The organism is Cupriavidus sp. GW822-FHT06G04, from assembly GCF_058799075.1.
Genome location: NZ_JBXALD010000002.1, coordinates 120213 through 145479 on the forward strand (window position 1 = coordinate 120213; position 25267 = coordinate 145479).

A 25267-nucleotide genomic window follows, 5' to 3' on the forward strand; every position below is an offset into this window, starting at 1 on the left:
CCACGGCACCTACGACGGGCAGCGCTCCGCCATGACCTATGCATTCGTGTGGCCACGGCCGATGCCTGCCGCCGCGAACTGGCTGCGGCGGGCAATCGTCGCCGGCCTGCTTCTGGCTTGGGGTTTCGCGCTGCTGGCAAGCCACGGCGTCGCGGCCGCGCCCGGGCCGGCAATCTCGCTGCCGTCCGCGCCGGCATCGGCGTCCGCAGGCGCATCCGCACCGGTCGCACCGGTGTACGTAATCGCCATAAAGGGCGCGATCGGCCCGGCCAGCGCCAGTTTCGCCGTGCGCGGCATCGAGCAGGCGCAGCAGCATGGCGCGCAGTTGATCGTGCTCGAAATGGACACGCCCGGCGGCCTCGACAAATCGATGCGAGACATCATCCAGGCCATCCTCGCGTCGCCGGTGCCGGTTGCCACCTATGTCTACCCCGGTGGTGCACGCGCCGCCAGCGCGGGTACCTACATCCTCTACGCCAGCCATATCGCGGCGATGGCGCCGGGCACCAATCTCGGCGCGGCCAGCCCTGTGGCCATCGGCATCGGCGGCGCACAACCGGAAACCGCTCCCGGGCCTTCTCCGGCCAGTGCGCCGGCGGCCCAGGACACCATGACGCGCAAGCAGATGCACGATGCATCGGCCTATATCCGCGGCCTCGCGCAATTGCGCCAGCGCAATGCCGAATGGGGCGAGCGCGCCGTGCGCGAAGCGGTCAGTCTGTCCGCCGACGAAGCCGTCGCGCAGAAAGTTGCCGATCTCGTCGCGCCAGATCTGCCGGCGCTGCTGCGGCAGGTCGATGGCAAGCGCATCGACGCCAGCGGCGCCATCCGTGTGCTGCACACGGCAAACGCGCCGGTCGTCACGGTGGCGCCAGACTGGCGCATCCGCCTGCTGGCCGTCGTCACCGATCCCAGCGTGGCGCTGATCCTCATGATGATCGGCATCTACGGCCTGATCTTCGAATTCTCCACGCCGGGCATGGTGCTGCCCGGCATCGCCGGTGCGATCTGCCTGCTGCTGGGTCTGTTCGCGCTGCAGATGCTGCCGTTGAACTACGCCGGACTGGCGCTGATCGCGCTGGGCGTCGGCTGCATGATCGCCGAACTGTTCCTGCCGACGTTTGGCACCGTGGGCGTGGGCGGCATCGTCGCGTTCGCCTTTGGCGCGGTCATGCTGATCGACACCGATGTGCCCGGCTTTGGCGTGCCCTTATCGCTGATCGCCGGCCTGTGCGGCCTCTCCGCGGCATTCCTGTTCGGCATGTCCGCCGTGGTGCTGCGCGCGCGCCGGCGGCCGGTGGTCAGCGGCGCGGACACGCTGGTGGGCGGCATCGCGGTGGTGATCGACGATACGCCGGCCGACGGCTGGGCGACTATTCGCGGCGAACAATGGCGCATTCGCGGCAGCGGGCCGCTGACGCGCGGCCAGCGCGTACGCATCACGGGGCGCCGCGGCCTGGTGCTCGACGTCACTTCCATTCACGATGCCTGACACAACTAGGAGCCCGATATGGCGTTCGGATTCAGCTTCGGCGGCCTGATCTTCCTGCTCGTACTGCTGGTGGTCGCCGCCGTCCGCATACTGCGCGAATACGAGCGCGGCGTGGTGTTCATGCTTGGCCGCTTCTGGCGCGTCAAGGGTCCCGGGCTGGTCCTGCTGATCCCCGGCGTGCAGCAGATGGTGCGCGTGGACCTGCGCACGGTGGTGTTCGACGTGCCGCCACAGGACGTGATCTCGCACGACAACGTGTCCGTGAAGGTCAACGCGGTGGTGTACTTCCGCGTCGTCGATCCCGAGCGCGCCATCATCGAAGTTGCCAATTTCCTCGAAGCGACGAGCCAGCTGGCGCAGACCACGCTGCGCTCGGTACTGGGCAAACATGAACTGGACGAGATGCTGGCCGAGCGCGAAAAGCTCAATCTCGACATCCAGAAGGCGCTCGACGCGCAGACCGACGCATGGGGCATCAAGGTCTCGAACGTCGAAATCAAGCATGTGGACCTCAACGAATCGATGGTGCGCGCCATCGCCAAACAGGCCGAAGCCGAACGCGAACGCCGCGCCAAGATCATCCATGCGGAAGGCGAATTGCAGGCGTCCGTGAAATTGCTCGAAGCCGCGCAGATGCTGGCCCGGGAGCCGCAGGCCATGCAGCTGCGCTATCTGCAGACGCTCACGCAGATCGCCGGGGACAAGAGTTCGACCATCGTGTTTCCGCTACCGATCGACATCGTGTCGAAGCTGATCGGCGGCGGCGCGAAATAGCCGCAATGTCGGCTGCGGCGCGCCACCTTCGGCCCGCTGTTCGGCCGCGAACGGTGCGTCCCCGAAAAGAAAAAAGCGCCCGCGGGCGCTTTTTTGGACGATGCAACGATGCGGTGATTGGCCGGCTACGGCTGCCGGCCGCCCACGCTGTTCATGCAGCGCGTCAGACCTTTGCGGAAACCCACGCCGTCACGCCGGCCAGCGCCTTCGACAGGTTGGTCGGGTCCGTGCCGCCGGCCTGCGCCATGTCGGGACGGCCGCCGCCCTTGCCGCCGACTTGCTGGGCGACGAAGTTGACTAGCTCGCCTGCCTTGACCTTCGACGTGGCGTCGGCGGTCACACCGGCGATCAGGCTGACCTTGCCGTCGGCCACGGCCGCCAGCACGATGGCCGCGCTCTGCAGCTTGTCCTTGAGCTTGTCCATCGTTTCGCGCAGCGTCTTGACGTCCGCGCCTTCGAGCTGCGCGGCCAGCACCTTGAGTCCGTTGACGTCCACCGCCTGCGACACCAGTTCGTCGCCCTGCGACGAAGCAAGCTTGCTCTTGAGCTTTTCGAGTTCCTTCTCGAGCGCGCGGACCTGCTCCTGCACCTGGCCGATACGCGGCACCAGTTCCGACGGTTGCGCGCGCAGCGCTGCAGCCGCTTCGGCCAGGCGCGCGTCGAGCTGTTGCAGGTAATGCAGCGCGTTGTCGCCCGTAATGGCTTCGACGCGACGGATGCCGGCCGCCACGCCCGCTTCGACCACGATCTTGAACAGCCCGATGTCGCCGGTGCGCGTCACGTGGGTGCCGCCGCACAGTTCCTTGGACGATCCGATCGACAGCACGCGCACATCGTCACCGTACTTCTCGCCGAACAGCGCCATCGCGCCGCTCTTGACCGCGTCGTCGAAGCCCATCACGGCGGCGACGGTCGGCTCATTGCGCAGGATCTCCGCATTGACGATTTCCTCGATCTGGCGGATCTGCGCGTCGGTCAGCGGTGCGTTGTGCGAGAAGTCGAAGCGCGTCTTGTCCGGATCGACCAGCGAGCCCTTCTGCTGCACGTGGCTGCCCAGCACTTCGCGCAATGCCTTGTGCATCAGGTGGGTGGCCGAGTGGTTGCGCACGGTGCGCGCGCGGCGCACGGCGTCAACCTGCGCCGCCACGGTGTCACCTACCTTGAGCACGCCGTTGGCCAGCGTGCCCTGGTGGCCGAACACGTCGGCCTGGATCTTGGTGGTATCGGCCACCGTGAACACGGCGGGGCCCGCCACCAGCGTGCCCTGATCGCCAACCTGACCGCCGGACTCGGCGTAGAACGGCGTGTTGTCGAGCACGACCACGCCGGTCTGGCCCGGCTGCATCGATTCCACCGCGGCGCCATCGACATACAGCGCGGTCACGCGCACGCCTTCCATGCTCAGCGCGTCGTAGCCGTGGAACACGGTCTTGTCGCCTGTGTATTCCAGGCCCGCGGCCATCTTGAACTTGCCGGCGGCGCGCGCCTGTTCGCGCTGGCGCGTCATCGCGGCGTCGAATGCCGCCTCGTCCACGGTGATTTCCTGCTCGCGCGCCACGTCCTGCGTCAGATCGAGCGGGAAGCCGAACGTGTCATGCAGCTTGAACGCCAGTTCGCCATCGAGCACCTTGTTGCCCTTGGCCTTCAGGTCGGCCACGGCGGCGTCCAGGATCGACATGCCGTTTTCGATCGTTTCGAAGAAGCGTTCTTCCTCGGCCTTCAGCACCTCCACCACGCGGTCCTGGGCTTCGGCCAGTTCGGGATAGGCCTGGCCCATCTGTTCCACCAGATCAGCCACCAGCTTATGGAAGAACGGCGTCTTCTGGCCAAGCTTGTAGCCATGACGGATGGCGCGGCGCACGATGCGGCGCAGCACATAGCCACGGCCCTCGTTGCCCGGAATCACGCCGTCGACGATCAGGAACGAGCACGCGCGGATATGGTCGGCGATGACCTTGAGCGAATTCTGGGTCAGGTCGGCAATATGCGTCTCACGACCGGCGGCCTTGATCAGCGCCTGGAACAGGTCGATCTCATAGTTGCTGTGCACGTGCTGCAGCACGGCGGCAATGCGCTCCAGACCCATGCCGGTATCCACGCACGGCTTGGGCAGGCGCGTCATGTTGCCCTGCTCGTCGCGATTGAACTGCATGAACACGAGGTTCCACACTTCGATATAGCGGTCGCCATCTTCCTCGGGCGATCCCGGCGGGCCGCCCCACACCTCGGGGCCGTGGTCGAAGAAAATTTCCGAGCACGGGCCGCACGGGCCGGTGTCCGCCATCTGCCAGAAGTTGTCCGAGGCGTAGCGCGCGCCCTTGTTGTCGCCGATGCGCACGATGCGCTCCGCGGGCACGCCCACTTCCTTGGCCCAGATGTCGTAGGCCTCGTCGTCCTCGGCGTAGACCGTCACCCACAGCTTGTCGGCGGGCAGCTGGTAGACCTTGGTCAGCAGTTCCCACGCGTAGTGGATCGCGTCGCGCTTGAAGTAATCGCCGAACGAGAAATTGCCCAGCATTTCAAAGAACGTGTGGTGACGTGCCGTGTAGCCCACATTCTCCAGATCGTTATGCTTACCGCCGGCGCGGACCGAGCGCTGCGAAGACGTGGCGCGCGAGTACGGGCGCTTGTCGGTGCCCAGGAACACGTCCTTGAACTGCACCATGCCCGAATTGGTGAACAGCAGCGTCGGGTCGTTCGCCGGCACCAGGCTGGACGAGCGGACCACGGTATGGCCCTTCGACTCGAAGAACTGCAGGAACTTGCTGCGAATGTCGGAGACTTTCATGTTGTATCGGGCGCTTCCCGCGTCGTGGCAGGGCGCAGTCAGTCAGGTTAGATTTGCAAACCGTTGATTATACGGGTCAAGCCCTGTCCCGGGGCAGTGGCTCGCCGCCTTGCTGTTGTATGGCTTGCCACCCGGCGACGGGCGTGCGGGCCGATATGCCTCGATACGCCCCGACCCGCCAGCGATGGTCGCGCGCTGTCCGGTTATCGCCCACGGAACGGCCGGCCGCGCCCCGCGCGCGTGCATCGCCCGCCATGGCCGGTGATAGAGTGCTGGCTCCTCAGACCTTGCAGCCGTTGAACGCCATGGGAGCTTTAAGCCATCTTCGCGTCCTTGACCTGACCCGCGTTCTCGCCGGGCCATGGTGCGCCCAGAATCTTGCCGATTTCGGCGCCGACGTGATCAAGATCGAGCGCCCCGGCGCTGGCGACGACACGCGCATCTGGGGCCCGCCGTGGCTCAAGACGCCGGACGGCCGCGACACCGCCGAAGCCGCCTACTATCTGGCCGCCAACCGCAACAAGCGCTCGGTGACGTGCGACATCAGCACGCCCGAAGGCCAGCAGCTGGTGCGCGAGCTGGCCGCGCAGAGCGATGTCGTGCTGGAGAACTACAAGGTCGGCCAATTGAAGAAATATGGCCTCGACTACGACTCGCTCAAGGCCGTCAAGCCGGACCTGATCTATTGCTCCGTCACCGGCTTCGGCCAGACCGGCCCGTACGCACAGCGGCCGGGTTACGACTTCATCGTGCAGGGCATGGGCGGATTCATGAGCCTGACCGGCGAGCGCGACGACCTGCCCGGCGGCGGTCCGCAGAAGGCCGGCGTGGCGATTTCCGACCTGATGACGGGCCAGTACGCGACGATCGCGGTGCTGGCCGCGCTGGCCCATCGCGAGCGCACCGGCGAGGGCCAGTACATCGACATGGCGCTGCTCGACGTGCAGGTGGCGATGCTGGCCAACATGAACACGAACTACCTGGCCAGCGGCGTGGCGCCCAAGCGCTGGGGCAATGCACACCCGAACATCGTGCCTTATCAAACGTTCCAGGCCGCCGATGGCTGGATCATCGTTGCGGTGGGCAACGACGGGCAGTTCCGCAAGTTCGTGACCGCCGGAGGCCGCCCCGAGCTGGCCGACGACGCGCGTTTCGCCACCAATCCGCAGCGCGTGGCGCACCGCGACGTGCTGGTGCCGATCCTGGCCGAGATGGTGGCGCCGCGCACGCGCGAGCAATGGATTCTCGATCTGGAGCGTGCCGGCGTGCCGTGCGGCCCGATCAACACGCTCGACGAGGTGTTCGAGAACGAGCAGGTGGTGTCGCGCGGCCTGCGCGTCGATCTGCCGCACCCGACGGCGGGCACGGTCAAGCTGGTGGGCAGCCCGATGCGGATGAGCGTGACGCCGCCAGAAGCGCTGCGCCATCCGCCGTTGCTGGGCGAGCACACCGATGTGGTGCTGGGCGAGACACTCGGCTACAGTGCCGAACACATCGCCGCCCTGCGCACCAAGGGCGTGGTCTGAATCCACGCAAGGCGCTCCGCGCGCCGCGCCGCCTGGTGAACCGGGCCGGCGCACAGGGCCGGTGATCATGGACGTTTCCCCCAACTGAGGAGAATTCATGCTGACCGATGCCCTGCTCGCGTTCCTGCACTTCACGGCCATCTTCGTGCTGGTCACGCTGATGACCGCCGAAGCGGTGGTTCTGCGCCCGGACATGACGCCGGCCACGGTACGCCGGCTGTCGCGCTATGACCTGTTCTATTTCCTCTCGGCGATGATCGTGCTGGCCACCGGCCTGCTGCGGCTGTTCTATGGGGCCAAGGGCGTGGATTTCCTGATCCACAATCCCTGGTTCCACGCCAAGATGACGGTGTTCGTATTGATTGCGCTGTGCTCGCTGCCGCCCACGCTCGCCATCGCCAAGTGGCGCAAGCAGGCGAACAAGCTGCCGGAATTCGTGCCCACGCCCGCCGAGATCAAGAAGGCGCGCCGCTGGGTCATGATAGAAGCCCATTTGTTTATCCTGCTGCCGCTATGCGCCGTGATGATGGCGCGCGGCATCGGCATGCGCTGATACCCGCGTCACAGAAAAGCCGGCGCGCAATGTACGCCCCGGCTGACCGATTCCCGACCTTTTCCACGTTCGACATGTTCAAGACCCTGCTCACGGCCGCCATCACAGCCACCATGGCCTTCGCCGCGCCGGCGCACGCCGCCGCTCCCGCCAACTGGCCAGCCAAACCGATCCGCTTCGTGGTGCCATATCCGGCCGGCGGCCCGCTGGACACCGTGGCGCGCGCCATCGGCGAGAAGCTGCGCGACAGCCTGGGCCAGCCCGTGGTGGTCGAAAACAAGCCGGGCGCCGGCGGCAACCTGGGCGCCGACTACGTCGCCAAGCAACCGGCCGACGGCTACACGCTGGTGATGGGCGCGGTGGCTACGCACGCGATCAACCCGACGCTGTTTGCGAAGATGCCCTATGACCCGGTCAAGGACTTCGCGCCGATCACGCTGGTCGCCGACGTGCCCAACGTGCTCGTCATGCATCCGGGCAAGGCCGCGGAACTGCATATCAACAATGTGCGCGATCTGGTCGAATATGCGCGCAAGCATCCGGGCAAGCTTGACTATGCGTCCGGCGGCAACGGCAGCGCCGGGCACCTGTCCGGCGAGCTGTTCAAGAGCATGGCCCATATCAGCATGGTCCACATTCCGTACAACGGTGCGTCGCCGGCGCAGTTGTCGGTGCTTTCCGGCCAGACCGACCTGATTTTCGACAACCTCGCTTCCGCGTCGGCCAATATCAAGGCCGGCAAGCTCAAGGCCTTTGCCGTGACCACGGCCAGCCGCGCGCCCTCGTTCCCGGAGCTGCCGACGATTGCCGAAGCCGGCAAGGGTCTGGGCCTGGAAGGATTCGATATCTCGACATGGTTCGGTGTGCTGGCCCCGGCCGGCACGCCGCGCGAGATCGTCGACCGGCTCAATCACGACATCGTTGCGATTCTGAAGACCGACGACATGAAGCAGCGCCTGGCCCGCATCGGCGCGCAACCGGCGCCCACCACGCCCGAGCAGTTCGGGGCGCTGATCCAGCGCGAACTGAAGAAATACGGCCAGGTGGTCAAGGTTTCCGGCGCCAAGGTCGACTGACCGAGCCGCGCATCTTGCCGCGCATGCGCCAGAGCCGGTCCTTGCCGTCCCTGGCGTCCTCGGCCGCATTGCGCGGCAGCAGCAAGCCCACCTGTATCACGCGCGGCCCTTCCATGCGCGTCACGGTGAGCCGCAACCCGGCAAGTTCCAGTGCGTCGCCTTCCACGGGCGGCGACGAAAACACCGCCAGCATCGCCTCTTCTAGCGTGCGCGACTGCTCTTCCGGCGTCAGTTCCCGCGTGCCGTAAAGCGCCGCCACGTCCGCCAGCCTCGCCTGTCCGTCGAGCAGGAAATCATGCGAAGCCTGGTCCCAAGACGCCGGTCTGGCCGCCACCAGAAACAGCCGCGACAGCAACGGCACCGAGCCGGCCGGGGCCAGCACCGAGACGATATCGCCGGCGCGCAGCACCGCCTGCTCCAGCGGCACCAGCGATCCAGAGCGCGCCAGGGTCATCAATCGGCTGCGCGGCGGCAATTCCAGCTGATCGGCGCGCAAGTCTTCCATCGACGATCCGGCAGCCACCTGAAACTGCATCAATTCCAATCCCGGCGAGCGCGTGCCGCGCAGGCGTTCACGCGACAACGGCTCGTCGTACGGCGGCCGCAGTACACGCGCCAGACGCGCCGCCAGCGCCACCGTGGTGCCCTGGCATAGCAGGCTGGCCAGCACCACCGCAAACGCGACGCGAAACAGCAGCCCGGAATCCTCCATGCCCTGCAGCAGCGGAAACAGCGACAGCACGATCGGCACCGCGCCGCGCAACCCCATCCAGGCCACGAAGCCTTTCTCGCGTGCGCTGAAGCGAAACGGCAGCAATGAAGCGAACACCGCCACGGGACGTGCCACGCACATCAGGAACAGCGCCACCGCCAGCGAAGGCAGGGCGACATCCCAGATGCGATGGGGTGTCACCAGCAGGCCAAGCAGCAGGAACATGGCCGACTGTGCCAGCCACGCCATGCCGTCCATGGCGCGCATCACGTCTTCGCTGACGGCCCGATCGCGATTGCCGACCATCATGCCGGCCAGATAGACCGCCAGGAAGCCGCTGCCGCCCAGCGTCTGCACGATCGCCCACACCATGCATCCGCCCGCGCAGATGAGGATCGCCTGCAGCCCTTCGGCCACGTTCACACGCTCCATGACGTTGGCCATGCAGTACCCCAGCGCCACGCCCAGCACGCCGCCGACGCCGAACTGCACCACCAGGCGCATCGCCAGCGCGGCAAGGGTCAGCCCTGCGGGCGCCGTGATCCACTGGATCAGCGTAAGCGTCAGGAAAATGGCCATCGGATCGTTGATGCCCGATTCGATTTCCAGCACGCTGGCGACGCGCTCCTTGAGCCGGATGCCGCTGCCGTTCAGCAGCGAGAACACGGCTGCGGCGTCGGTGGAGCCGACGATCGCGCCCAGCAGCAGCCCCAGCTTCCAGTCGATGCCGAGCATCCAGGTGGCAAACAGCCCGACCAGGACGGCCGTGAGCGCCACGCCGACCGTGGCCAGCGACAGCGAGGGCCGGAGCGCCACGCGAAATGTGGCGAAACGCGTGCGCAGGCCGCCATCGAGCAGGATCACCGCCAGCGCGATATTGCCCACCAGAAAGCTGAGCCAGGTGTTGGAGAAACGGATCCCGCCCGGGCCGTCCACGCCGGCGGCCATGCCCACGCCCAGGAATACCAGCAGGAACGGCACGCCAAAGCGCGCCGAAAACACGCCCAGCAGAATGCCAAGCGTCATCACCACGGCGCCGATCAGGATGGCATGGTCGATGGTCTCCAAGCGGGCTCCTCCGAGGTCTCTTGCGCCGGCGCATTCGTGTGCGCCAATCGGCGTCGATCCCATCGATCATAGGCGACCCGCCCGCCCCAGTCTGTCAGCCGCCGTCCGGCCGACGCGCGCCGCGACCCGCGTTCCCATGCGCGTTTTCCCTGCCATTTTCCTTGCATCGTCAACGGCTTACCGATTGCTTTCAGACGTCTGCCTAGGGACATACCCTGAAGTTGCCAGTTTATGCAGACATATGAAAGGTAGCTGAAAGGATGCGCTTTTAACTTCCACCCTGCCCGCGACGGGGAGTGCCGCGGGGACGGGGGCGCTGTCGGTTTTTGCAGCAGTTTCCGCCCCGGGGGAGGCCGGTTTGACCGGTCCGTCGCGACGATTTCAAGCTGCTTTATCGAGGAGAATCATTTTGCGCATACGTAGCCAAAAGGACTTTGCCTCCGGCCTGATGTTCATTCTGGTCGGACTGGGCTTTTCCTTTGTCGCCCGTGGCTATTCCATGGGGACAGCCGCCAAGATGGGACCGGGATACTTCCCGTTCTGGCTCGGCATCGTGCTCGCCCTGCTGGGCGCGCTGGTCCTGTGGGGTTCGCTGTCCTCCAAGGCCGAAGAAGACCATCTGGCCCGCTGGGACCTGAAGATCCTGCTGTGGATCCTGGGTTCGGTGGTGCTGTTCGGCCTGCTGCTCAAACCGCTGGGCATGGTCCTGTCGGTCGCGGTACTGGTGCTGGTTTCCTCGATGGCCAGTCATGAATTCAGCTGGAAAGGCGCCGTCCTCAACGCAATCGTCCTGGTGCTGATCAGCCTGGGTGCGTTCGTGTACGGCATCAACCTGCAGATGCCGGTTTGGCCGGCTTTCCTGGTAAGTTAAGGAGCCCGCCCCCATGGAATTGTTAGCCAACCTCGGACTGGGCTTCTCGACCGCCCTGTCGTTTCAGAACATCGCCTACGCGTTTCTGGGCTGCGTGCTGGGCACGCTGATCGGCGTGCTGCCGGGCCTTGGGCCCCTAGCCACGATCGCGATGCTGTTGCCCGTGACGTACACGCTGCCGCCGGTGGCCGCGCTGATCATGCTGGCCGGTATCTACTACGGCGCACAGTACGGTGGTTCCACAACCGCCATTCTGGTGAATCTGCCCGGCGAATCGTCGTCGGTCGTGACCACCATCGACGGCTACCAGATGGCGCGTCGTGGCCGTGCGGGCGTGGCGCTGGCCACTGCCGGCATCGGCTCGTTCTTCGCCGGCTGCGTGGCGACGCTGATCCTGGCCGCTTTTGCCGCGCCGCTGTCGGAACTGGCGTTCAAGTTCGGCCCCGCCGAGTACTTCTCGCTGATGGTGCTGGGCCTGATCGGCGCCGTGGTGCTGGCGTCGGGCTCGCTCGTGAAAGCAATCTCGATGATCGTGCTGGGCCTGTTGCTGGGTCTGGTGGGCACCGATGTGAACTCGGGCGCCGCGCGCTTTTCGTTCGACGTGCCGGAGCTGACCGATGGACTGAACTTCGTGTCGGTGGCGATGGGTGTGTTCGGCTTCGCGGAAATCATTGCGAACCTGGAGCAGAAGGAAAATCGCGAGACCTTCACCGATCACGTAACCAACCTGTTCCCGACCAAGGAAGATTTCAAGCGCATGATTCCGGCGGTGCTGCGCGGCACGATGCTCGGTTCGGCGCTGGGTATCCTGCCGGGCGGCGGTGCTTCGCTGGCATCGTTCGCCGCCTACTCGCTCGAGAAGAAGACCTCGCGGTACCCGGAGGAATTCGGCAAGGGCGCGATCGAAGGCGTGGCAGGTCCGGAATCGGCCAACAACGCCGCGGCGCAGACCTCGTTCATCCCGCTGCTGACGCTGGGCATTCCGCCTAACGCCGTGATGGCGCTGATGGTCGGTGCGATGACGATCCACAACATCCAGCCGGGCCCGCAGGTGATGAGCAGCAATCCGGCGCTGTTCTGGGGCCTGATCGCCTCGATGTGGCTGGGCAACCTGATCCTGATCGTGCTGAACCTGCCGATGATCGGTATCTGGGTGAAGCTGCTGAAGGTACCGTACCGCTACCTGTACCCGGCGATCCTGACGTTCTGCTGCATCGGCGTGTACTCGGTTCAGAACACCACGTTCGACGTGTTCCAGACCGCGGCTTTTGGCGTGATCGGCTACCTGTTCATCAAGCTGAAGTGCGAACCGGCGCCGCTGCTGCTGGGCTTCGTGCTCGGACCAATGATGGAAGAAAACTTCCGCCGCTCGCTGCTGCTGTCGCGTGGTGACTTCAGCGTGTTCGTGACGCGTCCGCTGTCGCTGGGCCTGCTGATCGCCGCCGCGATTCTGGTGGCAATCGTGGCGATGCCGTCGATCAAGGCGAAGCGCGAAGAAGCATTCCAGGAAGAGTAAGTCCTTCCTGCCACAGTATTGAAGTACGGAAGTACCGAAGTACTGAGGGCGTCCCCAACGGGGCGCCCTTTTTTATTCAGGCGCCGAACAGGCTCGCGCACGCCGCGCGGATCGCCTCGGTGACGTGCACGCGGCCATGATCGCGCCGCTCCAGCATGCCGATGCTGCGCACCAGCGGTTCACCGCCCGCACGCAGCGGCAGTATCCGCAACGCCTTGTCTTCGCGCCAGCGCGCGCGCTTGAGCAACGGCACCACGGTCACCCCAACTTCCTGCCGCACCAGTTCCACCAGCGCCTCGATCGAATTCAACTCGAGGAACTCGTTGGTACGCAAATGCGCGCGCCGCAACGCGCGCTCCACCAGCGCACCAGTGCGCTGGCTGCGATCAAACCGAAGAAACGGATTGGCGGCCAGAGCCTGGCGCGCGTCGTCGCCACTGCTGCCGCGCGCGGCGATCGCCACCAGCGGTTCGTCGTAGAGCGGCGTCCAATGCAGCGTGCCGGCCAGGCGCGCCGATCCTTCGACAACGAATGCGGCGTCGAGCTCGCCACTTTCCACCATCGCCGCCAGCTCGAACGACTTGGCGCCGATCAGCCGCACATCGAGCGCCGGATAGGTGCGCTTCAACTGCGCGACCACATGCGACAGCCCACCCATCACCGAAACCACCGCGCCAATCGCGACCGCGCCCGCCATGGCCTGCGAGTCGGCCAACGGCAGGCGCATCTCCTCGTAGAGCGCCAGCAGCCGCCGCGCCTGCGGCAGCAACGCGCGGCCGTCTGCGTTCAGCACCGCCACGCGGCCGCTGCGGTCGAATAGCTCGCGCCGCAGCTCTTCCTCAAGGGACCGCATCTGCAGACTGACCGCCGCCTGGGTCAACGCCACCTCGCCGGCGGCCGCCACAAAGGAGCCCTGTTCGGCCACGGCGACGAAAGTTCTTAAAAAGCGGATAGTGCTCATGCGGCAAGGAACCTTTCACGGACGATTCACAATATTTTCTTGTGAATCAAGCAAGGAATATTAACTTTCATTGTGATCGCTGGCGCGGAATAATTTGACTTTCCTGCCGCAGTTCCACGTCGTACCCATCCGTACCGGAGAAGAACAGATGCAACACTGGCTACGCCTTCTGGGCATTGGCCTTGCCACGAGCCTCACGCTGGCTGCCGCGCCGTCGCTGGCCGACACGTATCCAAGCAAGCCGATCCGATTGATCGTGCCGTTTCCGGCCAGCGGCGCGACCGATTTGCTGGCGCGCGCCATCGCGCAAAAGGTAGGTGCCGGGCTGGGTCAGCAGATCGTGGTCGACAACCGCCCCGGCGCGGGCGGCGCCATTGGCTCGGACATGGCGGCCAAGGCGGCTCCTGACGGCTACACGATCCTGATTGCCACCACCAGCACGCACTCGATCGGTCCGTACATCAACACGCATCTGCCGTACAACACCGAAACCGATTTCACGCCGATCGGCCAGGTGGCCACCGCCACCAACGTGCTGGTGGTGCCCAACCAGTTGCCGGTCAAGAATGTCCGGGAACTGATCGACTACGCCAAGAAGCACCCGGGCGAGCTGAACTATGCATCGAGCGGCAATGGCACCGTGGTCCACCTGACCGCCGAAGCATTCAAGGCGCAGGCCGGCATCTTCATCACGCACATCCCATATCGCGGCACCGCGCTGGCCGTGCCCGACCTGATCTCTAACAAGGTTCAGGTACTGTTCGACAGCATCGTGTCCGGCATGCCACACGTGAAGGACGGCAAGCTCAAGGCGCTGGCGGTGACCAGCCTGAAGCGCTCGCCCCTGGCGCCGGAGCTGCCCACCGCGAGCGAATCTGGGCTGCCCGGTTTTGAATCCGATACGTGGTTTGGCATCTATGGCCCCAAGGGCCTGCCGCCCGAGATCGTCAACCGGCTCAACGCCGAATTCAACAAGGCCATCCAGTCGCAGGACGTAAAGGACCGCCTGGCCAAGCTGGGCGCCGAACCCGTCGGCGGCACGCCGGCGCAGTTTGCCGCGATGGTAAAAAAGGACAGCGCACGCTGGGGCAAGCTGATCAAGGATCGCAAGATCCAGGTGGACTGAGCCTTCCAACCCTTGCGCCGGGGTGACAGGGGCTGGATCCGGCGGCGCGACACGATTGGGTCGGCCGCTCCAGCCCGTCACAGCAAAACCGACGAAGACGAGAACTGAACGCGCTTCGAACAACGAGACAGACCATGCAGAACTTCAACTGGACCAACCCCTACCCCTCGGTGCGCATTCCGCTGTTTGCGCGCAACGTGGTGTCGACTTCGCACCCGCTGGCCGCCCAGGCCGGACTGCGTATGCTGCTCAAGGGCGGCAACGCGGTGGACGCCGCGATTGCCGCCGCCGCTGCCATCACCCTGGTCGAACCGGTGTCGTGCGGCCTGGGCAGCGATGCGTTTGCGATTCTCTGGGACGGCAAGGAATTGCATGGTCTGAATTCGTCGGGCGTGGCGCCGCAGGCCTGGAACACCGATTACTTCAAGAACAAGTACGGCGTGGACGGCAACGGGCTGGCCAATCGGCCGACGCGCGGCTGGGATTCCGTCACGGTGCCCGGCGTGATCGCCGGATGGGCTGCGCTGCATGAACGCTTCGGCAAGCTGCCGTTCGAAGACCTGATGGAACCGGCGATCGAGATCGCCGAGCGCGGCTACGCCGTGCCGCCGGTGGTGGCGCACAAGTGGGCCGCCGCCGTGCCCGACCTGAAAAGCCAGCCGGGCTTCGCCGACACGTTCATGCCGAACGGCCGCGCGCCGCACGTCGGCGAGAAATTCATATTCAAGGCCGCAGCCGACACCTTACGCAAGATCGGCGCGACCAAGGGCCGGGCCTATTACGAAGGCGAAATTGCCGAGAAAATCGCTGCGTTCAGCAAGGAATGCGGCGGCGCGATGACGCTGGACGACCTGCGCAACTATCGTCCGGATTGGGTCAAGCCGATCAGCAAGTCGTATCGCGGGCACGAGGTGCATGAAATCCCGCCGAACGGCCAGGGCATCGCAGCGCTGATGGCGCTGGGCATCCTCGATCAGTTCGACGTCGGCGCTCTGCCAGTGGATTCGGTCGATTCGCAACATCTGCAGATCGAGGCGATGAAGCTGGCGTTTGCCGACCTGTATCGTTATGTGGCCGATCCGCGCAGCATGGATGTCACGCCCGAGCAGATGCTGGACGACGCGTATCTGAAATCGCGCGCCAAGCTCATCGACATGCAGCGCGCCACGCATTTCAACTTTGGCATGCCGCGCACCGGCGGCACCATCTACCTCACTGCCGCGGACGAGAGCGGCATGATGATCTCGTTCATCCAGTCGAACTACATGGGATTTGGCTCGGGCGTCGTGGTGCCGGGCACCGGCATCAGCCTGCAGAACCGCGGCGTCGGATTCTCGATGGATCCGAAGTCGGCAAACGTGGTGGAAGGCGGCAAGCGGCCGTTCCACACGATCATCCCGGCGTTCCTGACCAAGGATGGCAAGCCGCAGATGAGCTTTGGCGTGATGGGCGGCGATATGCAGCCGCAAGGGCACTTGCAGACCGTCGTGCGCATGCTCGACTACAACCAGCAGCCGCAGGCCGCCTGCTGCGCCCCGCGCTGGAAGGTCAACCGCGATTTCACGTTGGACGTTGAAGGGACGATGGATCCGGCTACCGTGGCTGGCCTGAAGGATCGCGGCCACCAGCTCAAGTCGGTAAATGACCCGTATATGGATTTCGGCTCCGGGCAGTTTATCTGGCGTCTGTCGGAGGATGGCGAGCACGGCTACGTGGCCGCCAGCGACAGCCGCCGCGACGGCCAGGCCGTCGGCTTCTGATGAAGGCGGCACAAGGGGACTTGTGCGCGCGCATCTTGTAGTACCGCAGTAGGCAGTGGAAGTCCTGCGAGGCGCCATGGGGAAACCCGTGGCGCCTTTTTTATGTTGGCGCGATCAGAAAATCGGCAACGCCAGGAAGAGCTTGATGACGATCGCGTTCACGATGTCGATGAAGAAGGCGCCGACCATCGGAACGATCAGGAACGCCAGGTGGGACGGCCCAAAGCGGTCCGTGATGGCTTGCATGTTGGCAATGGCAGTCGGCGTGGCGCCGAGCCCAAACCCGCAGTGGCCAGCCGCAAGCACGGCGGCGTCGTAGTTGCGGCCCATCGCACGGAAAGTCACCAGTACCGCATAGGCGGCCATGGCTGCAGTCTGCACCGCCAGGATCAGCAACATCGGCAGCGCCAGCGAAGCCAGTTCCCACAAGCGCAGGCTCATCAACGCCATCGCCAGGAACATCGACAGGCTGACGTTACCCAGCACCGAAAGCGCCCGATCGAAAATCGTGTACCAGCCGAGTGCGGCCAGCCCGTTGCGCAGCAGCACGCCAACGAACAGCACCCATACGAAGGTCGGCAGTTCCAGCGCAGTGCCCTTGAACGCGCCGGTCAACGCCTGGCCTGCGGTCAGACAGACCAGAATCAGCGCCAGCGTCTCGATCAGCGCGGTGGCGGTGATCAGGCGCACGGCCTGAGGCTGCTCGAAGTTCAGCGGATCGTCATCCACCATCGCGGCGCCCGGCTTGGCCACCTTACGCAACAGATAGCGCGCCACCGGCCCGCCGATCAGGCCACCCAGGACAAGACCGAAGGTTGCGCAGGCCACGCCCATCTCCGTGGCATACGACATGCCGAACTTCGTCATGAACGTATTGCCCCAGGCGGCGCTGGTGCCGTGACCGCCCGACAGGGAAATCGAACCGGCAAGCAGCCCGGTGGCGGGATGCATGCCCAGCAGGCTTGCGAGACCGACACCGATTCCGTTCTGGATGACCAGCAGCCCGGCGACAACCAGCAGGAATTTGCCGATCGACTTGCCGCCCAGCTTCAGGCTGGAAAGGTTGGCGCTCAGGCCCAGCGTCGCAAAGAAGGCGAGCATCAGCGGCGTCTGCGTTCCGGTATCGAACTTGATCTGCACGTCCAGCGTGTACCGGGCGATCGCCAGACATGCCGCCACGACCAGTCCGCCTGCAACGGGCTCTGGTATGTTGAAGGCCCGTAATGGTGGTGTGATCTTTATGAGCTTGCGCCCGATCAGCAGCACGAGCGATGCCGCGACAAGGGTTTCGTACGTATTGAGTTCCAGCATGGCAGGCATCCAAAAAACTCCATTTTTGGCACTCGCCCGCGCATCGCCAATCGCTGTTCAGCGAAACCCCTTCAATTGCAACTGTTCCGTCCCATATGCCCACAACTGTGCATGGCCGAGGCTCTGACAGCGCCATAAACTGACCGTTTCCCAACGGCAACCGGTCACCTCTATGTCCAGCTACGCATACCGCATCGTCAATGTTTTTGCCGAATCTACCTTTGGCGGCAACCCACTCTGCGTATTCGAGGACGCGCGCGGCATGGACGATGTCACCATGCAGGCGCTGGCACTGCAATTCAACCTATCGGAAACCACGTTCGTCTTTCCGTCCGATAAGGCGACCGCAGCGGTGCGCATTTTTACGCCCGGATACGAAATGCGTTTCGCCGGTCATCCCACGCTGGGCACCGCGCATGTCGTGCGCGATCTGCGTCGCACCGGCGACACGTTGTCGCTCGAATTCAAGGCCGGCGTGGTTCCGGTGACCGCGCAAGGAGACCGATGGACGCTGACCGCGCCGCACCAGGGTGCCCCGCGCACCGCGCCGGCGGGCCTGCCCGATGCCGAGATGGCATCAATGCTGGGATTGCATCCCGATGACCTTGCCGCATCGCCGATGTGGGTCGATACCGGTGCGGACCAGCTGCTCGTACAGGTAAAAACGACCGACGCCGTGCGGCGCGCGCAACCGGACAGCAGCCGCCTCGACCACTGGCCGCAAAGCAGTCTGGGGCGCAAGACGGCCTACGTGTTCGCGTTCGACGCCAGCTCCCCGGGCAAGGTCCTGGCCAGGTATTTCTTTACCAAGCAGGGTGGCGGCGTGGCCGAGGACCCGGGCACTGGCTCGGCTTGCGCCAACCTTGGCGGATGGTTGCTCGCAACCGGTCACGCCCTGCCAGCGCACTTCGAGGTGGACCAAGGCGAGTTTGTCGATCGCCGCTGCAGGCTCGATCTGGACGTCAGCACGGAAGGCGCGATTCGCGTTGGCGGCCGCGTCATAGAATTGGGACGCGGCACCGTCACTATTTGATCCGACACTGGCCGGGAGCGCCGCAACCCTCCCGGCAGGCGTTGTTCGGCTAGGTACTCTTCCAACATTCCAAACCATCATGCCCTCCCACGACATTGCCACCGTAGTCGATCTGGAAGCCCTCTATGCCAAGCCTGCGGGCGCCTCGGTCGCCAAGGAACTCGACTATCTGCATCCGCACTATCGCGCATTCGTTGAGGCATCGCCGTTCTGCCTGCTATCCACAATGAACGACAAAGGCGGCGATTGCTCCCCGCGAGGCGATGCTCCGGGATTCGTGCAGATACTCGACGAGCGCACGCTGCTCTTGCCTGACCGACGCGGCAATAACCGAATCGACAGCCTGCGCAACATCATTGCGGACGCGCGCGTAGGTCTGCTGTTCCTGATCCCGGGCGTCAACGAAACCCTGCGCGTCAGCGGCACGGCGACGGTGTCGACGGATCCGGACCTGATCGCACGGTGCGTGGTTCAGGGCAAGGCGCCGACCACGGTGCTGGTGATCCGCATCCGCTCGGTGTTTTTTCAGTGTGCCCGCGCACTGCTGCGCTCGCACCTGTGGTCACCCGACGCGCAGATTCCGCGCGAGGCGCTGCCCAGCACTGGCACGATCGTGGCCACCTTGAGCCAGAACGCGATCGATGGCGAAACGTATGATCGCGAACTGCCCGAGCGGCTGCGCAACGGCCTGTACTAACCGCACTTAGCGCGGCAGCCACTCCGGCGCATGAGTGCCCAGCGGCACCGACGGTAATGTCCAATGCGCCGGCGTCTCCGACAGCTTCGCGGCATGCCGCACGACCGTGAGCTCTCCAAATCCCGACTCCTGCACTTCGAGCAGATCGGAAATTTCGTCGATGTGCTGATCGGGCACGCTCGTCCCGCCGGGCACTCGTCCGAGGCTGCGCAACCACTGCCCAACCTGGGCCAGCGACACGCGCACATGCCAGCTGCCACCTTCGGTTGCGCGGCGATGCAGCGCGACCATCGCCCCAAACGCCAGCAGGTAGCCAGCGGCGTGGTCCAGAACCTGCGCCGGGAATGGTCGCGGTTCGGCGCTGGCGGCAGCCGCCGCTTCGTCGGCATTGAAACCGGTTGCCGTCTGCACCAGTGAATCGAATCCCCGCTTGGCAGACCAGGGGCCGACGTGCCCATAGGCGGAAAGCGATACGTAGACGATGCCCTGTCGTGCCCGCGCGGCCGCCTCGGGGCCGGCGCCCAGCTGTGCCAGACCGTCCGGCCGGTATCCCTGAACCACCACATCAGCACCGTGCAGCAATTTGTGGAAGGCGCGCTTGTCGTCCTGATCGCGCAGATCGAGCTGGCACGACCGCTTGCCGCGGCCCGTATCGACGACCAGCGGGGCGATGGCGGGAAGATGTGCGGCCGTCACCAGCAATACGTCCGCTCCATGCGCGGCCAGCGTACGCCCGGCGACAGGTCCGGCAATGATGCGCGTTAGGTCCAGCACGCGGATGCCGCTTAGCGGGCGGGCGTCGACGTTGATTTCGGCATGGGCGGGCAAGGCCGGCAACGGGATGGGCGGTGCGTCGCCGATCTTTTCAATGATCACCGGGGGCAGCCCGCGCAGCGCCTGCGCCTGGGGGTGCGCCTGCCATTCGTCGAACGTGCGCATTGCCGCCACCACCAGACCGGCATCGGAGGCGGTTGCCTCGAAGTCTTCGGCCTTCCAGCGGGCCAGAGCGGTGCGCAGCGCGTCCCTGTCGTAGGCGCATTGCAGGATGCGCAGGATGCCGTCTCGATGGTGGGGGAAATTGGTATGCAAGCGAACCCAGCGACCGTCGCCGCACGGATACAGGCCGGCGATCTTGTCCCAGAGCTCGGGCGCCGCCCCGCCGTTCACGCGCAGATAGCGCTCGCTGCGGAATTCGGCCATGGCATGCCGCATGTCCACATCGACGGACTGCCAGCGGCCGGTGCGCTGCGCCCAGAGCGCCGTGGCGGCCAGCGCCGACGCGCCGATGGCGACCTGCGCCGCCGTGCCGATCGCAAAGCTTGAGGGCAGGATCGGATCCTCTCCGGTGAGCCCAATGTGGCGCAAGGCCTCGGCCGGCATTGCGGCGTCCCGCCAGAGCGCCGCGAGGGCTTCCGCCGGCGGCACACGACCCGAGCCGTCAGCGGCGGATGGAGCGGAGGAAGTAGCGGTATTCATGGCATTTGTTCCTGCGGCGCGGCGCCGGGCCACATGCGACGATGACGTCGCATGGCTTCCTGCGCGGCAACAATGAAATCATGGACCGATCGACAAGACACGCCGCGGCCATGCGACTACACTGCGGTGGATTCTGCACCACTTCCGATCGTTGTGTAGTGAGACGATTCGCAAAATGCCTGGCGACTGTCCGTGTTGCCCCGCAGGCACGGTAAAATCGCCCCATTCCCAAGAAACATGAGGAGCGCGTCCGGTCCGCGAGTGGCCGGCGCCTTCCGCGAAGCCATAGAGCCGCAACGCCGCGGCGCCACCATGAGTCAAGACAACAAGCCCAACAACCCGCCCGTCGCCTCGAACTTCCTGCGCAGCATCATCGACCACGACCTGGCGTCCGGCACCTACGCCGGCCGGGCCGACGCGCAGGGCAGCCCGCTGCCGCCCGTCATCACGCGTTTCCCGCCGGAACCCAACGGCTATCTGCACATTGGTCACGCCAAGAGCATCTGCGTGAACTTCGGTCTGGCGCGCGATTACGCCGGCCGCTGCCATCTGCGCTTCGACGACACGAATCCTGTCAAGGAAGACACTGAATACGTCGATTCGATCATCGACGCCGTGCACTGGCTCGGTTTCTCCTGGGACAACGCCCAGGCCGGCGGCGCGCCGCACCTCTACTACGCCAGCGACTACTTCGACCGCCTCTACCAGTTTGCAGAGACGCTGATCGAGCGCGGCGCGGCGTACGTGGACAGCCAGAGCGCCGAACAGATCGCCGCCACGCGTGGCAACTTCTCGGAACCGGGCAAACCGTCGCCGTTCCGCGACCGCGCGGTGGAAGAAAACCTGAAGCTGTTCCGCGAAATGCGCGACGGCAAGTACGGTGACGGCGAGCACGTGCTGCGCGCGAAGATCGACATGTCGGCGCCCAATATCGTGATGCGCGATCCGGTGCTCTATCGCATCCGCCATGCGCATCACCATCGTACCGGCGACAAATGGTGCATCTACCCGATGTACGACTTCACGCATTGCATTTCGGACGCGATCGAAAACATCACGCATTCGCTGTGCACGCTTGAATTCGAAAACAACCGGCCGCTCTACGACTGGGTTCTCGAACACCTGCGCGATGCCGGCGTATTCGCCAACCCGCTGCCGCACCAGTACGAATTCGCACGCCTGAACCTCACGTACGCGATCACCAGCAAGCGCAAGCTCAAGCAGTTGGTGGACGAGCAGCGTGTCGCTGGCTGGGACGATCCACGCATGCCGACGATCGTCGGCATCCGCCGCCGCGGCTACACGCCCGAATCGATCCAGCTGTTCTGCGATCGCGTGGGCGTATCGAAGGCCGATAGCTGGATCGACATGAGCACGCTCGAAGGCGCGGTGCGCGACGATCTCGATGCGCGCGCGCCGCGCAGCGTTGGCGTGTTGGATCCGCTCAAGCTGATTCTCGACAACTACCCGGAAGGCCAGAGCGAGGAATGCTCGGCGCCGGTGCATCCGAAGCAGCCGGAAATGGGCCGCCGCGTGTTTCCGCTGTCGCGCGAGCTGTGGATCGAGCGTGAGGATTTCAACGAAAACCCGCCCAAGGGCTACTTCCGTCTGTTCCCTGGCAACAAGGTGCGTCTGCGCTACGGCTACGTGATCGAGTGCACCGGCGTGGACAAGGACGCCGACGGCAATGTCATCGCCGTGCATGCGAACTACCTGCCGGACACCAAGAGCGGTACGCCGGGCGCGGACAGCGTGAAGGTGAAGGGCAACATCCACTGGGTGAGCGCGCCGCACGCCTACGAAGCCGAGGTGCGCCTCTACGACCGTCTGTTCAGTGACCCGCATCCGGACGCCGGCGGCAAGAACTTCCTGGACGCGCTGAATCCGGATTCGATGAAGGTGGTCACCGCATATCTTGAGCCCGGCTTGCGCGATGCCAAGCCGGACGACCGTTACCAGTTCGAGCGTCACGGCTACTTTGTGGCCGATCGTGTCGATTCGAAGCCGGGCAAGCCCGTCTTCAACCGCACGGTCGGGCTCAAGGACAGCTGGGGCAAGTGAGATGACGCAGAACACCACATTTGCGCTCGACGGCGAGTTCATCGCCCTGAACGACCTGCTCAAGCTCGCCGGGGTCTGCGAAAGCGGCGGCGCGGGCAAGGCGCTGGTCGCCGCCGGGGAGGTCGCCGTGGATGGCGCGGTCGAATCCCGCAAGACCGCCAAGATCCGCGCCGGCCAGGTGGTGACGGTCGGCGGCCCGGGCGGCGTTCGCATCAAAGTCGTGGCCGCATAGCATCGCGTCGCGGTCCCATTGCACCAGGCGGCGGTGAAGGTTCACCGCCGCGACTTCCACGCAAGGAGCTTGCATGCCCATCGCTTTTTGGTGTGTATTGCTGGCGGGCCTGATGCCCATACTGACTGTCGGGATTGCCAAGGCCGGCAGTCGCGGCGGCTTTGACAACCACGATCCTCGCGCGTGGCTGGAACGACAGAGCGGTCGTGCGCGCCGCGCCGACATGGCGCATCGCAACCATTTCGAAGCATTCCCGTTCTTCGCAGCCGCGGTACTGACGGCCACGCATCTGGCGGCGCCACAGGCCCGCATCGACGAGTTGGCGATGCTCTTCATCGTCGTGCGCGTGCTCTATACGGCCTGCTATCTGACGGACCGCGCCACGCTTCGCACGTTGTGCTGGACGGTAGGCTATCTCACTGTGATCGGCATCTTCCTGTTACCGGTGTTCGTCCACTGACCGCCATGACCACTGGCAGGCGTTTCCCGCTTATATGCAACCCGGCGGCATGCCTGCTGGCAGGTCTGGTCGTGTCGACGCCCGCGCCTGCCATCGCCGCGCCGGTCGAATACACGGTCGACAAGACCCACACTTCCGTCTATTTCGGCGCGAGCCATTTCGACCGGACCACGGTGCGGGGCCGCTTTGGCAAGATCGATGGGCGGATCGTTTTCGATCCCGTGGGCAGCGTCGGCGCTGTCGATTTCACCGTCGATGCGGACTCGGTCGACACAGGTAACCGGAGCCTCGACGGCGTGCTGCGCTCCGGGCAGTTTCTCGATGCGCAGAATTTTCCCGTCGCGCGCCTGCAAGCCAACCGCTTTGTGACCGACGCAGGCAAGATCGTGGCGATCGAAGGGACGCTTACATTGCATGGCGTCTGCCAGCCGATCCGGCTGGAAGTCGATCGCTTCAGTTGCGGGCAGACCGAGCTGTTTGGCGTGAAGCGCGATGTCTGCGGCGGCGATTTCCGCGCCACGATCTCCCGCAGTGCGTTTGGGCTGACGCGATTTCTGCCCGAAGTCGGCGATGTCGTCACATTAACGATCTCCGTCGAGGCGTCGCCTGCCGGCTAATGCCGCCTAGCGTGGGATCGGCGGGAAAACACGCGATACGATGACGACTCCGCATCACCTTTATCGGCAATTTCTTCAGTAAAATCAGCGCTTTGCCTTCCCTGCCCCCTGCCGCCCCGCCGCATCCGCGTGCCGGCCTGACGCGATCCCTGAAATGAGCCTGATTTCCCTGAACGACGTGGTTTCCGCGTCGCTCGCTGCCGCCGGTGCGTGCCTGGCCTGCAGCATTCCTACCGATTTTCTCCGCCGTTTTCCGCTGTGGGCCTATAAAACCTACGGGCGTAACGCCCTGCTGCTGCCACTGCTGGCGATGATGGTGGGATCCTTGCTCGCACGCGTCGCCATCAACGGCCAGCTCGATAGCAACGGCGGCGTGGCGCTGGTTGCCGCGGCGGCATTCCTGATGCTGCTGCTTGCCTCCGCACTACTTCGTTTCTGGATCAGCGATTACCGGAAGTCCTGAGCGGCCGACGGCTGCGCGTTGGCGCACCCAGCGACGGCGTTTTTCCATCGCGCGGACCCACGGATCACGTATGATGCGGCCTTTCGCGTGCCGCAGTTCTAACGGTGCGCCGCATTTCCGAACCCATGGCGCTCAAATCCACGATCTTCAAGGCCGACCTGTCCGTCTCGGATATGGATCGGCCCTACTATGGCAGTCACACACTTACCATCGCCAAGCATCCGTCCGAAAACGATGCGCGCATGATGGTGCGGCTGCTCGCCTTTGCGTGCGAGGCCACCGAATCGCTGACGTTCACGCGCGGTCTTGACGAACCCGACGAGCCGGACCTGTGGGACAAGGCGCTGACAGGCGACATCCTCCATTGGATCGACCTTGGCCAGCCTGACGAAGCCCGCCTGAAGCGCGCCGCCGCCCGCGCAGATCGCGTCACCATCTATACCTATCAGAGCGCCAGCGCGCGCGAGTGGTGGAAATCGATCTCGGGCAAGGCCGGCAAGCTTCGCAATGTGACCGTCTACAATGTGCCCTCCGAAGCCGTGGACGCGCTGGCAGCCATGGCGCAGCGTGCCATGCGACTGTCGGTGACCATCCAGGACGGCGACATCTGGGTCAGCGACGACGATCACAACGTGCAACTGACGCGCGAAGTGCTCCAGCGCGCCGACGACTGATTTCCGACCGGCTGGACGCG

The 25267-nt window shown here is 64.9% G+C and carries 22 protein-coding genes; 17 read left to right on the forward strand and 5 right to left on the reverse strand.

Features of this window, described 5'->3' with window-relative positions; genetic code table 11:
* The first annotated feature begins 61 nt into the window (after positions 1-61).
* Together AC1RKI_RS04520 and AC1RKI_RS04525 are read left to right on the forward strand one after the other, a co-directional pair.
* Positions 62-1492 carry an NfeD family protein gene (locus tag AC1RKI_RS04520; protein ID WP_492794826.1) on the forward strand — a complete coding sequence of 477 codons (1431 nt, stop codon included), beginning with the start codon at positions 62-64 and terminating at the stop codon, positions 1490-1492.
* 18 nt (positions 1493-1510) lie between these two features.
* A complete protein-coding gene (locus AC1RKI_RS04525; RefSeq protein WP_404991597.1) occupies positions 1511-2266 on the forward strand; it encodes a slipin family protein in 756 nt (251 codons plus the stop codon).
* Between the two features lie 163 nt (positions 2267-2429).
* On the opposite strand, the gene alaS is transcribed toward AC1RKI_RS04525, so the two are convergent.
* Positions 2430-5054: an alanine--tRNA ligase gene (gene alaS / locus AC1RKI_RS04530; protein WP_492794732.1), complete on the reverse strand. Its 2625-nt coding sequence runs from the start codon at positions 5052-5054 to the stop codon at positions 2430-2432.
* Positions 5055-5359: 305 nt separating this feature from the next.
* On the opposite strand from alaS, the gene AC1RKI_RS04535 reads away from it, so the two are divergent.
* The 3 genes from AC1RKI_RS04535 (at position 5360) to AC1RKI_RS04545 (ending at position 8209) form a co-directional block, all read left to right on the forward strand.
* Positions 5360-6580, forward strand: a complete 1221-nt coding sequence (locus AC1RKI_RS04535; protein WP_061956845.1) for a CaiB/BaiF CoA transferase family protein — start codon at positions 5360-5362, stop codon at positions 6578-6580.
* Between the two features lie 97 nt (positions 6581-6677).
* Complete coding sequence (locus AC1RKI_RS04540) at positions 6678-7133, forward strand: DUF2214 family protein (protein ID WP_061956844.1); 456 nt, start codon at positions 6678-6680, stop codon at positions 7131-7133.
* A 74-nt stretch (positions 7134-7207) separates the two neighbouring features.
* Positions 7208-8209 (forward strand): tripartite tricarboxylate transporter substrate binding protein, encoded by a 1002-nt coding sequence (locus AC1RKI_RS04545; protein WP_150982016.1) that lies wholly within the window; start codon positions 7208-7210, stop codon positions 8207-8209.
* On the opposite strand, the gene AC1RKI_RS04550 is transcribed toward AC1RKI_RS04545, so the two are convergent.
* Positions 8181-9989, reverse strand: coding sequence for a potassium/proton antiporter (locus AC1RKI_RS04550; protein ID WP_061956843.1), 1809 nt, complete (start codon positions 9987-9989; stop codon positions 8181-8183). The genes AC1RKI_RS04545 and AC1RKI_RS04550 overlap by 29 nt on opposite strands.
* 409 nt (positions 9990-10398) lie before the next feature.
* Here AC1RKI_RS04550 and AC1RKI_RS04555 point away from each other — a divergent pair, with 409 nt between their 5' ends.
* Together AC1RKI_RS04555 and AC1RKI_RS04560 are read left to right on the forward strand one after the other, a co-directional pair.
* The gene (locus AC1RKI_RS04555; RefSeq protein ID WP_061956842.1) at positions 10399-10860 is read left to right on the forward strand and encodes a tripartite tricarboxylate transporter TctB family protein; all 462 of its coding nucleotides are present in this window, start codon (positions 10399-10401) and stop codon (positions 10858-10860) included.
* A 13-nt stretch (positions 10861-10873) separates the two neighbouring features.
* Positions 10874-12376, forward strand: a complete 1503-nt coding sequence (locus tag AC1RKI_RS04560; RefSeq protein WP_061956841.1) for a tripartite tricarboxylate transporter permease — start codon at positions 10874-10876, stop codon at positions 12374-12376.
* Between the two features lie 76 nt (positions 12377-12452).
* Here AC1RKI_RS04560 and AC1RKI_RS04565 read toward each other — a convergent pair whose 3' ends face one another.
* Positions 12453-13337, reverse strand: a complete 885-nt coding sequence (locus AC1RKI_RS04565; RefSeq protein ID WP_061956840.1) for a LysR substrate-binding domain-containing protein — start codon at positions 13335-13337, stop codon at positions 12453-12455.
* Between the two features lie 148 nt (positions 13338-13485).
* Between AC1RKI_RS04565 and AC1RKI_RS04570 the strand changes: the two genes are divergently transcribed.
* Together AC1RKI_RS04570 and ggt are read left to right on the forward strand one after the other, a co-directional pair.
* The gene (locus AC1RKI_RS04570; protein WP_061956839.1) at positions 13486-14463 is read left to right on the forward strand and encodes a Bug family tripartite tricarboxylate transporter substrate binding protein; all 978 of its coding nucleotides are present in this window, start codon (positions 13486-13488) and stop codon (positions 14461-14463) included.
* A 134-nt stretch (positions 14464-14597) separates the two neighbouring features.
* Complete coding sequence (gene ggt, locus AC1RKI_RS04575) at positions 14598-16223, forward strand: gamma-glutamyltransferase (protein ID WP_404991602.1); 1626 nt, start codon at positions 14598-14600, stop codon at positions 16221-16223.
* Positions 16224-16337: 114 nt separating this feature from the next.
* Here ggt and gltS read toward each other — a convergent pair whose 3' ends face one another.
* Entirely contained in the window at positions 16338-17534 is a 1197-nt protein-coding gene (gltS, locus tag AC1RKI_RS04580) for a sodium/glutamate symporter (RefSeq protein WP_061956837.1), read from the reverse strand.
* A gap of 172 nt (positions 17535-17706) precedes the next feature.
* Between gltS and AC1RKI_RS04585 the strand changes: the two genes are divergently transcribed.
* Positions 17707-18567, forward strand: coding sequence for a PhzF family phenazine biosynthesis protein (locus AC1RKI_RS04585; protein WP_492794728.1), 861 nt, complete (start codon positions 17707-17709; stop codon positions 18565-18567).
* A 79-nt stretch (positions 18568-18646) separates the two neighbouring features.
* A complete protein-coding gene (locus AC1RKI_RS04590; RefSeq protein WP_492794726.1) occupies positions 18647-19264 on the forward strand; it encodes a pyridoxamine 5'-phosphate oxidase family protein in 618 nt (205 codons plus the stop codon).
* Between the two features lie 6 nt (positions 19265-19270).
* Here AC1RKI_RS04590 and AC1RKI_RS04595 read toward each other — a convergent pair whose 3' ends face one another.
* The gene (locus AC1RKI_RS04595; protein WP_492794724.1) at positions 19271-20740 is read right to left on the reverse strand and encodes a CoA transferase; all 1470 of its coding nucleotides are present in this window, start codon (positions 20738-20740) and stop codon (positions 19271-19273) included.
* A gap of 312 nt (positions 20741-21052) precedes the next feature.
* Here AC1RKI_RS04595 and AC1RKI_RS04600 point away from each other — a divergent pair, with 312 nt between their 5' ends.
* From AC1RKI_RS04600 to AC1RKI_RS04625, 6 genes are all read left to right on the forward strand, one after another.
* The gene (locus AC1RKI_RS04600; protein WP_150982003.1) at positions 21053-22801 is read left to right on the forward strand and encodes a glutamine--tRNA ligase/YqeY domain fusion protein; all 1749 of its coding nucleotides are present in this window, start codon (positions 21053-21055) and stop codon (positions 22799-22801) included.
* Position 22802: 1 nt separating this feature from the next.
* Positions 22803-23033: an RNA-binding S4 domain-containing protein gene (locus tag AC1RKI_RS04605; RefSeq protein ID WP_061956833.1), complete on the forward strand. Its 231-nt coding sequence runs from the start codon at positions 22803-22805 to the stop codon at positions 23031-23033.
* Between the two features lie 73 nt (positions 23034-23106).
* Entirely contained in the window at positions 23107-23493 is a 387-nt protein-coding gene (locus AC1RKI_RS04610) for an MAPEG family protein (protein WP_061956832.1), read from the forward strand.
* Positions 23494-23498: 5 nt separating this feature from the next.
* Positions 23499-24110 (forward strand): YceI family protein, encoded by a 612-nt coding sequence (locus AC1RKI_RS04615; protein WP_341247945.1) that lies wholly within the window; start codon positions 23499-23501, stop codon positions 24108-24110.
* Positions 24111-24264: 154 nt separating this feature from the next.
* Complete coding sequence (locus AC1RKI_RS04620) at positions 24265-24573, forward strand: hypothetical protein (RefSeq protein ID WP_061956830.1); 309 nt, start codon at positions 24265-24267, stop codon at positions 24571-24573.
* 125 nt (positions 24574-24698) lie between these two features.
* Positions 24699-25247, forward strand: coding sequence for a YaeQ family protein (locus tag AC1RKI_RS04625; RefSeq protein ID WP_150982001.1), 549 nt, complete (start codon positions 24699-24701; stop codon positions 25245-25247).
* Positions 25248-25267 lie beyond the last annotated feature (20 nt).

Bases quoted from the DNA above. Each gene is read 5' to 3' on its own strand.
- AC1RKI_RS04590 (WP_492794726.1), top strand. From the start codon at position 18,647: ATGCCCTCCCACGACATTGCCACCGTAGTCGATCTGGAAGCCCTCTAT.
- AC1RKI_RS04620 (WP_061956830.1), top strand. From the start codon at position 24,265: ATGAGCCTGATTTCCCTGAACGACGTGGTTTCCGCGTCGCTCGCTGCC.
- AC1RKI_RS04565 (WP_061956840.1), bottom strand. From the start codon at position 13,337: ATGAGCACTATCCGCTTTTTAAGAACTTTCGTCGCCGTGGCCGAACAG.
- AC1RKI_RS04535 (WP_061956845.1), top strand. From the start codon at position 5,360: ATGGGAGCTTTAAGCCATCTTCGCGTCCTTGACCTGACCCGCGTTCTC.
- AC1RKI_RS04600 (WP_150982003.1), top strand. From the start codon at position 21,053: ATGAGTCAAGACAACAAGCCCAACAACCCGCCCGTCGCCTCGAACTTC.
- AC1RKI_RS04545 (WP_150982016.1), top strand. From the start codon at position 7,208: ATGTTCAAGACCCTGCTCACGGCCGCCATCACAGCCACCATGGCCTTC.
- AC1RKI_RS04595 (WP_492794724.1), bottom strand. From the start codon at position 20,740: ATGAATACCGCTACTTCCTCCGCTCCATCCGCCGCTGACGGCTCGGGT.
- AC1RKI_RS04585 (WP_492794728.1), top strand. From the start codon at position 17,707: ATGTCCAGCTACGCATACCGCATCGTCAATGTTTTTGCCGAATCTACC.
- AC1RKI_RS04520 (WP_492794826.1), top strand. From the start codon at position 62: ATGCCTGCCGCCGCGAACTGGCTGCGGCGGGCAATCGTCGCCGGCCTG.
- AC1RKI_RS04625 (WP_150982001.1), top strand. From the start codon at position 24,699: ATGGCGCTCAAATCCACGATCTTCAAGGCCGACCTGTCCGTCTCGGAT.
- gltS (WP_061956837.1), bottom strand. From the start codon at position 17,534: ATGCTGGAACTCAATACGTACGAAACCCTTGTCGCGGCATCGCTCGTG.
- AC1RKI_RS04610 (WP_061956832.1), top strand. From the start codon at position 23,107: ATGCCCATCGCTTTTTGGTGTGTATTGCTGGCGGGCCTGATGCCCATA.
- ggt (WP_404991602.1), top strand. From the start codon at position 14,598: ATGCAGAACTTCAACTGGACCAACCCCTACCCCTCGGTGCGCATTCCG.
- AC1RKI_RS04605 (WP_061956833.1), top strand. From the start codon at position 22,803: ATGACGCAGAACACCACATTTGCGCTCGACGGCGAGTTCATCGCCCTG.
- AC1RKI_RS04570 (WP_061956839.1), top strand. From the start codon at position 13,486: ATGCAACACTGGCTACGCCTTCTGGGCATTGGCCTTGCCACGAGCCTC.
- AC1RKI_RS04615 (WP_341247945.1), top strand. From the start codon at position 23,499: ATGACCACTGGCAGGCGTTTCCCGCTTATATGCAACCCGGCGGCATGC.
- AC1RKI_RS04525 (WP_404991597.1), top strand. From the start codon at position 1,511: ATGGCGTTCGGATTCAGCTTCGGCGGCCTGATCTTCCTGCTCGTACTG.
- AC1RKI_RS04560 (WP_061956841.1), top strand. From the start codon at position 10,874: ATGGAATTGTTAGCCAACCTCGGACTGGGCTTCTCGACCGCCCTGTCG.
- alaS (WP_492794732.1), bottom strand. From the start codon at position 5,054: ATGAAAGTCTCCGACATTCGCAGCAAGTTCCTGCAGTTCTTCGAGTCG.
- AC1RKI_RS04540 (WP_061956844.1), top strand. From the start codon at position 6,678: ATGCTGACCGATGCCCTGCTCGCGTTCCTGCACTTCACGGCCATCTTC.